General features: G+C 71.9%; 6 protein-coding genes. 1 reads left to right on the forward strand and 5 read right to left on the reverse strand.

The genetic code is table 11. The features are described from left to right. Window positions 1–6: 6 nt before the first annotated feature. The 5 genes from OHA61_RS12550 to OHA61_RS12570 all read right to left on the reverse strand — a co-directional run bounded on the left by OHA61_RS12550 (window position 7) and on the right by OHA61_RS12570 (window position 9,817). On the reverse strand, window positions 7–1,404 hold the full coding sequence (locus OHA61_RS12550) for a dipeptidase (protein ID WP_406303136.1): 1,398 nt from the start codon (window positions 1,402–1,404) through the stop codon (window positions 7–9). Between the two features lie 10 nt (window positions 1,405–1,414). Further along, window positions 1,415–4,813 carry an ATP-dependent helicase gene (locus OHA61_RS12555; RefSeq protein ID WP_406303137.1) on the reverse strand — a complete coding sequence of 1,133 codons (3,399 nt, stop codon included), beginning with the start codon at window positions 4,811–4,813 and terminating at the stop codon, window positions 1,415–1,417. A 57-nt stretch (window positions 4,814–4,870) separates the two neighbouring features. After that, complete coding sequence (locus tag OHA61_RS12560) at window positions 4,871–5,725, reverse strand: hypothetical protein (protein ID WP_406303138.1); 855 nt, start codon at window positions 5,723–5,725, stop codon at window positions 4,871–4,873. 64 nt (window positions 5,726–5,789) lie between these two features. Further along, window positions 5,790–9,290 (reverse strand): UvrD-helicase domain-containing protein, encoded by a 3,501-nt coding sequence (locus OHA61_RS12565; RefSeq protein ID WP_406303139.1) that lies wholly within the window; start codon window positions 9,288–9,290, stop codon window positions 5,790–5,792. A 176-nt stretch (window positions 9,291–9,466) separates the two neighbouring features. Next, on the reverse strand, window positions 9,467–9,817 hold the full coding sequence (locus tag OHA61_RS12570; RefSeq protein ID WP_361914790.1) for an MGMT family protein: 351 nt from the start codon (window positions 9,815–9,817) through the stop codon (window positions 9,467–9,469). 230 nt (window positions 9,818–10,047) lie between these two features. On the opposite strand from OHA61_RS12570, the gene OHA61_RS12575 reads away from it, so the two are divergent. Beyond that, complete coding sequence (locus OHA61_RS12575) at window positions 10,048–12,864, forward strand: lysylphosphatidylglycerol synthase domain-containing protein (protein ID WP_406303140.1); 2,817 nt, start codon at window positions 10,048–10,050, stop codon at window positions 12,862–12,864. The last annotated feature ends 129 nt before the right edge of the window (window positions 12,865–12,993 follow it).

Raw genomic sequence — 12,993 nt, forward strand, 5'->3', positions numbered from 1 at the left:
CGGAGTTCAGCGCAGGGCTTGGGCGAGGTCGCCCCACAGGTGGGCGGTGGTCTCGACGCCCTTGACGAGCAGGTCCAGTTCGACCTTCTCGTTCGGGGCGTGCCAGCCGTCGGACGGTACGGAGATGCCGAGGAACAGCACCGGGGCCGCCAGGACGTCCTGCAGGTCCGCAGCAGGTCCCGAGCCGCCCTCGCGCGTGAAACGGATCTTCTGCCCGTCGAAGGCGCGGCTCATGGCCCGCACGACCGACTGCAGGGCGGGGTGGTCCAGCGGGGTCAGACAGGGGCGGGTCGAGGCGCCGAAGCGGATCTCGTGGCGGATCCCGGCCGGAACGCGATCCGTGACCCATGCGTCGACGATCTTCTCGATGGTGTCCGGATCCTGTCCCGCGACAAGCCGGAACGTAAGCTTCAGCTGCGCCGACGACGGAATGATCGTCTTGCCGCCGGGGCCCTGGTAGCCGCCGCCGACGCCGTTGAGCTCGGCGGTCGGGCGGGCCCAGACGCGCTCCAGGGTCGTGTATCCGGCCTCGCCCAGGGTGCCGTGCGAATTGGCGGTTTTCAGCCAGGACGCCTCGTCGAAGGGAAGCTCGGCGAGCAGTTCGCGCTCGGCGCCGGTGAGCGGCGCGATGCCGTCGTAGAAGCCCGGGATCGTCACCTGCTCGTCGGCGTCGTGCAGCGCCGCGACGAGGCGGGCGGCGACGGTGGCCGGGTTCGGGACCGCGCCGCCGAAGGAGCCGGAGTGGATGTCCTGGTCCGGGCCGTACAGATCGATCTCGCAGTCCACCAGGCCGCGCATGCCGGTGCAGACGGTGGGGGTCGTCTCGGACCACATTCCGGTGTCCGAGACGATCACGGCGTCGGAGGCGAGACGTCCTGCGTTGGCTTCGACGAGTGCGCGGAAGTTCGGCGAACCCGACTCCTCCTCGCCCTCGATGAGCAGCTTGAGGTTGACCGCGGGGGCGGTACGGCCGGTGGCGGCGAGATGGGCCCGTACACCCAGGGTGTGGAAGAACACCTGGCCCTTGTCGTCGGCCGCGCCCCGCCCGTACATCCGGCCGTCGGCGATCAGCGGCTCGAACGGGTCGCTGTGCCAGCCATCCTCGCGGGCGGCGGGCTGGACGTCGTGGTGACCGTAGACGAGCACAGTGGGCGCGTCCGGGTCGCCGGAGGGCCACTCGGCGAAGACCGCGGGTGCGCCGGGCGTGGGCCAGACCTCGGTGACCGGGAAGCCGGTCTCCTTGAGCTTGGCCGCGAGCCAGTCGGCGCTGCGCCGTACGTCCGCGGCGTGATCGGGCTGGGCCGACACGGACGGGATACGCAGCCAGTCGGCGAGATCGTCGAGGAAGGCGGCGCGGTGCTGCTCGATGTACGTACGGACGGCGCTGTCCGGGGTGTCGCTCATGCAGGTGAGCCTAACGGGCCCCGGCTGCTCTCTCGTCGGCCGTCTCGCCCAGCAGGATGCGCTCAAGATCGGCCCGGCCGGGGAGGGCGGTGGGGCGCGCGATCTCGCCGCTGCGGACGTAGACGAACGCTGCTTTGACGGCTTCCGGAGGGAGGTCGTGCTGCTCGGCCCAGGCAAGGCGGTAGATGGCGAGCTGCAGCGGGTCCGCGGTGCGCGTGCGGCTGGTCTTCCAGTCGACGATCTCGTACGTGCCGTCCTCGTCGTCGCGGTAGACGGCGTCGATACGGCCCCGGATCACGCGGCCCGCGAGGGTGAGCTGGAACGGCGACTCGACGCGGTAGGGGGTGCGGCGGGCGTACGGGGTGCGCTCGAAGGCCTCCTTGAGTGCGGTCAGGTCGCGCTCGTCCACGATCCCGGGGTCGTCGGCGTCGCCCCCGGGGAGCTCGTCCGGGCCGAGCATCGGCAGCGGCAGCTCCTCGAACCGGGACTCCACCCAGGCGTGGAACCGGGTACCCCGGCGGGCGGCAGGCTGCGGAGGGCGGGGCATGGGGCGGGCCAGCTCATGGGCGAAGCCGTCGGGGTCGGCGGCGAGGCGCATGAGCTGGGAGGCGGACAGGGCGGGCGGCAGGGGTACGTCGCGGACGGTGGCGCGGGTACGGCGGAGTTCGCCGGTGAGGGCGGTGAGGTCGCGGTCCCAGGAGGCGATGGTGCGGATGTCCTCGGGCGTTGCCCCCACTCCCCCGGGAGCGCCGGTCTCGCGAGGCACGGACGGCTCGCTGCGCTGGTGCGGCAGGTCCGCCGACGGGGCGGCCTGTTCCCACTCCGGCTCCGGGGCGTCCTCGTCCCAGGGCGGCTCGTCGTCCCACAGCGGCTCGTCGTCCCCGGGCTCCGGCCCCTGTGGCTCGGCCGGGAGCAGCGTCAGCGCGTCCAGGTGCGACAGCACCGTGTCCGCCGCCTCACGGCGGCGGGACAGCGACACCGGGTCCAGCGGAAGCGGCCAGGCGTGGTCCTGCGCCGACTCCCGCAAGGACGGGTTCTGCGCGTCCTGTTCCGGTTCTTCCGCCCAGATCTCGATCTCGCCGAAGCCCTCCACGCAGTGGTCGTACAGCTCCTGCAGGAACGCCGACGGGCCCCGTCGGCGTTTCTGGCTCGGCCCCCACCAGTGGCCCGAGCCCAGGAGCAGGGAGCGGGGGCGCGTGAAGGTGACGTAGCCCAGGCGTAGTTCCTCCGTGTGCTGGTGGTCCTTCATGGCGTCCTTGAAGGCCTTGAGGCCCCTCGCGTCCCAGGACGGCACGTCGGGAAGCGTGCCCGCGTCGCCGCGCAGTGCGTGCGGCAGGACCTTGGACTGGGAGGTCCAGGCCTCGCGCGCCTGGTCGTTCGGGAAGTGTTTGGCGACCAGGCCGGGGACCGCCACGACGTCCCACTCCAGACCCTTGGACTTGTGGGCCGTCAGGACCTTGACGGTGTTCTCACCACCCGGCAGGGCGTTGTCGAGGCCCTTCTCGTACTGCGCGGCCGTACGCAGGAAGGCGAGGAAGGCCAGCAGCGAAGCCTCCCCGTCCAGAGCCGCGAAACCGGCGGCCGTGTCCAGGAAGTTGGCGAGGGTCTCGCGGCGGCGGGCGGCCAGGGCGTGCGGGGACGCCGAGAGTTCGACCTCCAGGCCGGTGGTGCCAAGGACGCGGTGCAGTACGTCCATCAGCGGGTCGGCCAGCGAGCGGCGCAGATCGCGCAGTTCGGCGGCGAGGCGGGCGAAACGGACCCGGGCCTGAGCCGAGAAGGGAAGGTCGTCGTCCTGACCGCCCGCCGACTCCAGGAAGGTGTCCAGCGCGTCGGCGAGCGAGATGACCTCCGCCGGATCGGTGCCCTCGACGGCTGCGGCCAGCCGTTCGTCCGGGTCCGTGCCGTCGGCCCGGGTGCGGTGGACGAGCAGCCGGGCCCGGCGGCCGAGGAGGGCCAGGTCGCGCGGGCCGATCCGCCAGCGCGGACCCGTGAGCAGTCGTACGAGCGAGGCATTGGCCCCCGGGTCCTGGAGGACTTCGCACACCGCGACCAGGTCGGCGACCTCGGGCAGGTGCAGCAGCCCGGACAGGCCGACGACCTCCACCGGGATGTCCCTGGCGACCAGCGCGCCCTGAATCTGGGGAAAGTCACCCGCCGTACGGCACAGGACCGCGATCTCGCCGGGCTCCTTGCCCGTACGCACCAGGTGGGCGATCGAGTCGGCCAGCCATTCGATCTCCTGCGCGTGGGTGTCGAGGAGGGCGATGCGTACGGATCCGTCGCGCTCGGCGCCGGGCGCGGGGCGCAGCGCCTCCACGCCCGCGTGCATGGCGCGCAGGGGCTCCGCCAGGCCATTGGCAAGGTGCAGCAGCCGGCCACCGCTGCGGCGGTTCTCACTGAGCGAGAAGCGCGTGGCCGGGCTGCCGTCGGCGTGTGCGAAGTGCACGGGGAAGTCGTCGAGGTTGGCGACGGAGGCTCCGCGCCACCCGTAGATGGCCTGGCAGGGATCGCCGACCGCGGTCACGGCATGACCGGTCCCCTGGCCGAACAGGCCGGACAGCAGCAGCCGTTGGGCCACCGAGGTGTCCTGGTACTCGTCGAGCAGAACGACCCGGAACTCGTCCCGCAGGATCGTCCCGACCTCGGGCCTGGTCAGCGCGAGCTCGGCGGAGAGCGCGATCTGGTCGCCGAAGTCGAGGAGGTCGCGGGCGCGTTTGGCCTCGCGGTAGCGGACGGTGAGATCGAGCAGCTCACGGCGGGCAGCCGCGGCCTCCGGGACCTTGCGCAGTTCGGCGTTGCTGAGCGGGGCGCTGTGAAGGGTGCGGAGCAGTTCCTCGTCGTACGCGGCGAGCTGCCCGGGGCGTACGAGATGCTCCGCCAGTTCCGCGTCGAGCGCCAGCAGGTCGCTGACCAGGGAGGGAAAGGACTTGGTCAGCGAGGGGTAGGGCCCAGGCGCTTCGCGCAGCACGCGCGCGGCGAGCTGATAGCGGGTCGCGTCGGCGAGCAGCCGGGCGCTCGGCTCCAGGCCTATCCGCAGCCCGTGGTCGGTCAGGAGCTGCCCGGCGAAAGCGTGGTAGGTGGAGATGCGCGGCTCGCCGGGCGGGTTGTCCGGGTCGATGACGTCGGGGTCCGTCACCCCGGCCCGTACGAGCGCGGTGCGCACGCGCTCGGCGAGTTCGCCCGCCGCCTTGTTGGTGAAGGTGAGACCGAGCACCTGCTCCGGGGCGACCTGGCCGGTCCCCACGAGCCACACCACCCGCGCGGCCATGACCGTCGTCTTCCCCGACCCGGCTCCGGCCACGATGACCTGCGGGGCAGGCGGCGCGGTGATACAGGCCGTCTGCTCCGGGGTGAAGGGGATGCCGAGGAGCTCCTTGAGCTGCTCGGGGTCGTTGATGCGTGCGGTCACCTCAGTGAGGCTAATGGCGACCACTGACAGCCATGGCCACCATCGGCCTCGACCGCGTCAGGCTCCCACGGCGGTACCGGAGCTGGAGCCTGACGCGCTTGAGGCCGAGAGCGCGCCGGCGGCGGCCGCGCCCAGGTTGTCCACGTCCACCACCTGGTCCGGCGGCGGGGCCACGGCCTTCACCGGCTTGTTGTAGTCCGAGAACGTCAGCGCCCCGGATTCGGCGCCGCCCGTCCTGACAACCTTGAGTACATAGGGTGCGCCCTGCTTGGCCACATACATGGTGAGCGTTTCGCCGCCCGGCTTCTTCTTCACCAGGGTCGCCACCGGCTTGCCGCCGACCACCGCGTCCGGCCCTTTGGCCATGCCCCGGAGCTCCGATTTGTCCTTGCCCATGTCGGCGATCATCGCCTTGAGGTCGCAGACCCCTTCCATGCTGGCGGCAGTGCCCTGCGGCACCTTCATCCAACGGCCCTTCAACAATTCGGTGATGGCGTCGGCCTGCGAACTGATCGCGGCCCTCCAGAACTTCTCGTCGCCCTTGATGTACATGACCTTGCCGACCTGGCGAAGCTGGGCATTGCCGCCCTTCATCCCGATCTTGCCGGTGCAGGAACCCTTGCTGTCCACCGCGAAGTCGACGGTCAGCAGCTCGCCGCCACTCGTGACCTTGCCCGCGATCCGCATGGACCGCGCGGACTTGGTGGCCGCGACCGCCTTGGCGGCGATCTGGTCGGCACTGAGGCCGCCGAACGGGTTACCCGAAGCCTTCGTGGCCGCGGCGTCCACGGCCTCGATCCTCTCGGTGCCGCTTTGGGCCTCGAGCTCGTCGCCGGTGGAGCAGCCCGCCGGTCCGGCGACCGCGGCCGCCCAGACCACCGCGATGACCAGGAACTTCCGCTTGGCCGCCATGTACTTCTCCTCGCAGTTCACGTGGTCCGTCGCACGGCTTTCGTGACCCGCGTCACCGCGCCGCTCACTCCACTATCTGGCGGCCCTCGGGCTGTGCGCTGCATGACGCGCGGAAGGCGCAGTGGGTGCAGTGCTGTCCGGCGGTCGGCGTGAAGCGCTCGTCGAGGACGCGGCCGGCGGCGGTGGCGAGCAACTCACCGACCCACTCCCCCGCCAGCGGCTCCTGCGCCTGGACCTTGGGCAGGTCCTCTCCGCCCTCCTTCTTCGCGGCGGCCTGTCGCAGCTGTACGAGCTCGGCGCCGCCCGGCTCGGGGCGGCGGCCGCCGAAGGCCTCGTCGAGCGCGCCCTCACGCACGGCGAGCTGGTAGACGGCGAGTTGGGGGTGGCGGGCGACCTCGTCGCGGGTGGGGGTCTGCTTGCCGGTCTTGAAGTCGACGACGTACGCGCGTCCTTCGGCGTCCTGCTCGACGCGGTCCATGGAGCCCCGGATGCGTACCTCGTACGCACCGGCCTCCAGGGTCACGTCGAAGCCGTGCTCGGTGGCGGCGGGAGTGCGGCCGCCACGGTCCATGACGTGCCACCGCAGGAAGCGTTCGAGCGCCACGCGCGCGTGCTCCTTCTCCTGCCGCGACTTCCATGGGGCGTCGAAAACGAGCGCGTTCCAGACCGAGTCGAGGCGTTCCATGAGGACGGCGAGATCGGCGGGCGTCTGTCCGGAAGCCACCTCGTCGGCCAGTACGTGCACGACATTGCCGAAGCCCTGGGCCGCGGTGGCCGGGGCGTCCGCCTTCACCTCGCGGCCCAGGAACCACTGCAGGGCACAGGTGTTGGCGAGCTGGTCCAGTGCGCTGCCGGAGAGGGTGAGGGGTTCGTTCCGGTCGCGCAGGGGCAGCCGGCTGTGGGTCGGCTCGTACAGGCCCCACCAGCGGAAGGGGTGCGCCGCGGGCACGAGCGGCTGACCCTCGTCGTCGGTGAGCGCGGCGAGGCGGGCGAGGCGGCGGGCGGCGGCGTCGCGCAGCACGGGACTCGCCTGCGGGTCCACCGTGGTGGCACGCAGCTCGGCGACGAGCGCGGCGACGGCGAGGGGGCGGCGGGGGCGGCCGGTGATGTCCTTCGGCTCGACGCCGAGTTCGGTGAGGAAACGGGAGGGCTGATCGCCGTCGTCGGCCGGAGCCTTGACGGCGGTGACGACGAGGCGCTCGCGGGCGCGGGAGGCCGCGACGTAGAAGAGCCTTCTCTCCTCGGCGAGGAGGGCGCCGGGGGTGAGGGGCTCGGCGAGGCCGTCGCGGCCGATGCGGTCGGCCTCCAGGAGTGAGCCGCGGCGGCGGAGGTCGGGCCACAGGCCCTCCTGTACGCCCGCCACGACGACAAGGCTCCATTCCAGGCCCTTGGAACGGTGGGCGGTCATCAGGCGTACGGCGTCGGAACGCACCTCTCTTTTGGAGAGGGTGTCGGCGGCGATGTCCTGGGCCTCGATCTCTTCGAGGAAGTTGAGGGCGCCGCGGCCGCCGGTGCGCTCTTCGGCGCGGGCGGCGGTGTCGAAGAGCGCACAGACGGCGTCGAGGTCGCGGTCGGCATTGCGGCCGGACGCGCCGCCGCGGAGGGCCGCGCGTTCCAGGCGCTGCGGCCAGGGGGTGCCGGCCCACAGCTCCCACAGCGCCTCCTCGGCGGTGCCGCCGCCTTCGAGGAGCTCGCGCGCCTTGCGCAGGAGCGCGCCGAGCCGCTGCGCGCCGCGGGCGTACGCGGGGTCGTGAGCGACGAGGCGCTCGGGCTCGGCGAGGGCGCGGGCGAGGAGCTCGTCGGAGGGCGGGGGGATCTTGTTGCCACCGGCGCGCTCCTCGTCACGCAGCGCGCGGCCGAGGCGGCGGAGGTCGGCGGTGTCCATGCCGCCGAGGGGGGAGGCGAGGAGTTCGAGGGCGGTCTCGGTGCGGAGCCAGGGGGTGGTGTTCTCCGCCGCGGATTCATGGCGGTCGGCGGCCACGCCGTCCGGCGACGCGCCCGGGCCGGCCACTGCGGCTCCCTCGGCGTCGGCAACGCTGTGCACCGGCGGAGCCGCACTCGGCCCGTCCGCATCGTCCGACGCGCCACGGCCCGGGCCCGGCTCGGCCGAAGCGTCCTCCGCTGCGACCGCCTCGACCGGCGAACCCGCAGTCGGCGCGACCTCCGCGCCGCCCCGTCCAATCGCCGCCTCCGCCACCGCGCGCAACGCCGTCAGCAGTGGCGTGACCGCCGGTTCGTGGCGGAGAGGGACGTCGTCGCCGTCTATGTCCAGGGGGACGCCCGCCGATGTCAGGGCGCGGCGGACCGAGGGGATCGTGCGGCCGCCCGCGCGGACCAGTACCGCCATGTCGCCCCAGGGGACGCCCTCCTCCAGGTGGGCCCGGCGCAGGATGTCCGCGATGTTGTCGAGTTCCGTGGAGGCCGTCGGGTAGGTGTACGTCTCGATCCGCCCTCCCTCGCGGACGGCGCCCAGTTCGCGGTGCGCCCGGACCTTCTCCGACGGGAGGCGGGGCAGCGGCATCCTGCGCGTCAGCAGGCGGGTCGCGTCCAGCAGTTTCGATCCGCTGCGGCGGGACGTCGTCAGCACCGCCACGCCCGCCGGGCTGCCGTCCGCGTGCGGGAAGGCGTCCGGGAAGTCGAGGATGCCGTTCACGTCCGCGCCGCGGAAGGCGTAGATCGACTGGTCCGGGTCGCCGAAGGCGACCAGCGTGCGGCCCCCGCCCGCCAGCGCCTGGAGCAGCCGGACCTGGGCCGGGTCGGTGTCCTGGTACTCGTCCACGAACACCGCGTCGTAGGGGAACCCGTACGGCAGACGCTCCGCCAGCAGGACAGCCCGGTGCACCAGTTCCGCGTAGTCGAGCACCCCCTGCATGTCCAGAACGTCCAGATATTCAGCGAGGAACGATGCGGCCGCCCCCCAGTCGGGGCGGCCGGTGCGGGCCGCGAAGCGGGCCAGGGAATCGGGTCCCAGGCCCAGCTCACGGCTCCGGGCGAGCACCGCGCGTACCTCGTCGGCGAAGCCGCGCGTGGTCAGACAGGCACGCAGTTCGTCGGGCCACTCGTTGCGCGCCAGCCCGTCCGCCTCCAGGTCGATCTGGCCCGCCAGGAGTTCGCGTACGGCGACGTCCTGCTCGGGACCTGACAGCAGCCGCAGCGGTTCGGAGAAAAGATCGGCGTCCTGGTGCGCGCGGACCAGTGCGTAACAGAAGGAGTGGAACGTCGTCGCCTGCGGTCCCTTCGTGCCGCCGAGCCGCAGCGCCATCCGGTCGCGCAGTTCCACCGCCGCCTTGCGGCTGAAGGTGAGCACCAGGATCCGTTCCGGATCTGCGCCCTTGGCCACGCGCGCGGCGACCGCCTCGACCAGCGTCGTGGTCTTGCCGGTGCCGGGACCTGCCAGAACCAGCAACGGACCGTGATCGTGGTCAACCACAGCGCGTTGCGTTGCGTCCAGGAGAGGGGGATCCACCGGGCCCGGAGGGGTACGCACCAGTCGGTACGCGCCGAGGGTCCCACGCCGTACCTGGTGCTGGTACGGCGTACGCCCTGTGGTGGAGGAGGAGCTCACGTGGATCGCCGGTCCTGGTGGGTGTGCTGGTGGTGATGGAGCGGTTCGTGCCGCGCGCTGACGACGCTACGCCAGCGCCTGGCGGGAACGCAGTGAGTCCGTCGCGTACCGCCTGTAGTCCCGGTACTCCGTACGGTCCTCCGATTCCCCGTGCCGCCCCCGATTGGCGGAAGCTGTCATATGTGAGCGCTGTCGCCGGCACCCTCGTCGCCGTCCCATCGCGCGCGCTTCATGTCGAGGCGCGGCACATGGCTGTCGGCGCTTCGTGCGGCCTCGCGCAGGGGAGTCCCCTCGCTGCGGTAGTGCGCCAGGGCGCTGAGCTCATGGCCGGGCAGCAACGTGCCGTCCGAGCGTACGACGCGCCACCAGGGCACCCCGCCCCCGTAAAGCGCCATGGCCCGGCCGACCTGCCTCGGGCCGCCCTCTTCGAGCCATTCGGCGATGTCGCCGTAGGTCATCACGCGGCCGGGCGGGATCAGCTCGGCGACCTCGAGCACCCGCTCCGCGTACTCCGGCAGCTCTTCCATCCGGCCCATCCTGCCGCACGCCACCGACAACGCCCCGCGCCGCGGGCACCGCGCGGGCGGCCGGCTCCGGCAGGCAAAGGGGCGTATCTCACGCACCTCCCGTCCCCGCGATGCACCCTGATGCCCCCCTCTGTCGTCCGGTCGTGCCACCATCATGCGGGCGGTGACTGGTGATACGAGATCAAGAAGAGACCGAGACGGCGAGGGAGCAGGGCGTGCAGCCTCCGAAGGTGGCAAGCACCCCTGAGGCCGAGCCGTACCCGGACGCGCCCACTTCGCAGCCGGACACGAGCGACGAGGCAGCTGCCGGTGCCGGTGCCGGTGCCGGTGCCGGTGCCGGGAAAGCGTCCGACGCCGCCGCGGACCAGACAGCCGCAGACACGACAGCCGCGGAGGAAGCAGCCGCAGAGAAGGCAGCCGGCAAGACGGTCGACCAGTCGCCGGACGCGGCCGAGGTGACCGACGTCGCCGGCGTCGACCGCGTCTCCGGGGACGAGCCGCTGCTGGCCGCCCGCGTCCACCGGCCCTCCGACCTGATGCGCCTGCTCATCGGCATCCTCGCGATCGCGATCGTCCTCGCCGTGGCCGCCTTCGCCCAGGGCACCACGACAGGCCTCGCACAGGACATCGACAAGGGCACCGACCAGGCCCCCGACCTGTTCGTCAAGATCGCCGGTCTGGTGTCCAGCATCGCCGTGCTGCTCGTCCCGGTCGCCTTCGCCATCGAGCGGCTGATCAAACGCGACGGTCTGCGGATCGCGGACGGCGTCCTGGCCGCCGTGCTCGCGCACGGAGCCACTCTCGCCACCGACCTCTGGGTCGCCAGGGCCGCGCCCGGCACCCTCCAGGAAGCCCTGACACAGGCACAGACCGGCGGCGGGCTGACCGATCCCGTTCACGGATATCTCGCGCCCGTCATCGCCTATATGACGGCCGTCGGCATGTCCCGAAGACCGCGATGGCGGGTGGTCCTGTGGGTGGTGCTGCTGCTCGACGCCTTCGCGATGCTGGTCGCCGGGTACACAACACCGTTCTCGATCATCCTCACCATTCTGCTCGGCTGGACCGTGGCGTACGGAACGCTCTACGCCGTCGGCTCGCCGAACGTACGCCCCACCGGCCAGACCCTGCTGGCCGGTCTGCGCCATGTCGGTTTCCGCCCGGTCACCGCAATGCGGGCCGAGGACATCCCCGACAGCGCCGACCAGGGCGACCGCGGCCGCCGCTACCTCGTCACGCTGGAAGAGGGCTCGCCGCTCGACGTCACCGTCGTTGACCGCGAGCAGCAGGCCCAGGGCTTCTTCTACCGCGTGTGGCGGCGCCTCACGCTGCGTTCCATCACCACCCGACGCTCCATCCAGTCGCTGCGCCAGGCGCTGGAGCAGGAGGCGCTGCTCGCGTACGCGGCGATCGCGGCCGGAGCCAACGCCCCGAAGCTGATCGCCACCTCCGAGCTCGGCCCGGACGCCGTGATGCTGGTCTACGAGCACCTGGGCGGCCATTCCCTCGACTCCATGGACGACGACGAGGTCACCGACGACGTGGTGCGCGGAGCCTGGCGACAGGTGAAGGCGCTCCAGTCGAGGCGCATCGCGCACCGGCGGCTGACCGGCGACGCGATTCTGGTGGATCGTTCCGGCAAGGTGATCCTCACGGATTTGCGCGGTGGCGAGATCGCGGCGAGCGACGTGGTGCTGCGTATGGACATCGCGCAGCTGCTCACCACCATCGGCCTGCGGGTCGGTGCCGAGCGTGCGGTGGCCACCGCGGTCGAGGTGCTCGGCCCGGACCAGGTCGCCGACTGCCTGCCGCTGCTTCAGCCCATCGCGCTCAGCCGCTCGACCAGGGCGACGCTGCGCAAGCTCGCGCGTGAGCGGTCCCAGCGGGAGCGGGAGGCCGTCCTCGAGGCGTCGGCCGCCGCCAAGCGGGCCCGTACGGAAGAGGCACACGCCGACCCCAAGGTCGTACGCAAGACGGAACGCGCGGAGAAGCAGGCCGACAAGAGGGCCATGGACGTGGCCATGGACGAGGCGCGCGAGGAGGATCTGCTCTCCCAGATCCGCGCCCAGATGCTGCTGATCAGGCCGCAGGCACCGGTCGAACCGGTCCGTCTGGAACGGATCAGGCCGCGCACGCTCGTCAGCTTCATCGCGGGCGCGGTCGCCGCCTACTTCCTGCTCTCGCAGCTCGCGGGCATCGACTTCGGTACGGTCTTCGGCCAGGCCCACTGGGGCTGGGTGGCGGCCGCTGTCGCCTTCTCCGCGCTCAGCTACTTCGCCGCGGCGATGAGCCTGCTGGGCTTCGTGCCCGAGCGGGTGGGATTCCTGCGGACCGTCGTCGCCCAGGTAGCCGGATCCTTCGTCAAGATCGTCGCCCCGGCGGCGGTCGGCGGTGTCGCGCTGAACACCCGCTTCCTGCAGCGCTCGGGAGTACGCCCCGGGCTCGCTGTGGCCAGTGTCGGCGCCTCCCAGCTCTTCGGGCTCGGCGCGCACGTCATGCTGCTGCTCGCCTTCGGCTATCTCACCGGTACGGAGCGGACGGCGTCGTTCACCCCGTCCAGGACTGTGATCGCGGGGCTGCTGACCGTCGCGGTGCTGGTGCTGGTGGTGACCGCGATCCCGTTCCTGCGGAAGTTCGTCTCGACGCGGCTGCGTTCGCTGTTCGCCGGGGTCGTGCCGCGCATGCTCGACGTGCTGCAGCGGCCGATGAAACTGATCACCGGCATCGGCGGGATGCTGCTGCTGACCGGTCTGTTCGTGATGTGTCTGGACGCGTCGATCCGTGCCTTCGACAACGGCAATCAGCCGCTGAGCTACGCCAGCATCGCCGTGGTGTTCCTCGCGGGCAACGCGCTGGGGTCGGCGGCGCCGACGCCGGGCGGTGTGGGTGCGGTGGAGGGTGCGCTGACCTTCGGTCTGATCGTGGCGGGGGTGCCGAAGGAGGTGGCGGCGCCGGCGGTGCTGCTGTACCGGATGATGACGCTGTGGCTGCCGGTGCTGCCGGGGTGGTTCGCGTTCAACCACCTGACGCGCAAGGGCGCGCTGTAGGGGTGACCGGGGGGTTTTCCCCTACCCGCCCTCCCCGAACTGGGGCTTCGCCCCAGACCCCGTGTGCGACCTTCGGCCGCATGTCCAACCACCCGCATGGACCGTCGTCGCGGGCGCAGCCCGCACCCG

The sequence above is a fragment of the Streptomyces sp. NBC_00885 genome (assembly GCF_045207475.1).
Classification (GTDB): domain Bacteria; phylum Actinomycetota; class Actinomycetes; order Streptomycetales; family Streptomycetaceae; genus Streptomyces.

Bases quoted from the DNA above. Each gene is read 5' to 3' on its own strand.
- OHA61_RS12550 (WP_406303136.1), bottom strand. From the start codon at position 1,404: ATGAGCGACACCCCGGACAGCGCCGTCCGTACGTACATCGAGCAGCAC.
- OHA61_RS12570 (WP_361914790.1), bottom strand. From the start codon at position 9,817: ATGGAAGAGCTGCCGGAGTACGCGGAGCGGGTGCTCGAGGTCGCCGAG.
- OHA61_RS12560 (WP_406303138.1), bottom strand. From the start codon at position 5,725: ATGGCGGCCAAGCGGAAGTTCCTGGTCATCGCGGTGGTCTGGGCGGCC.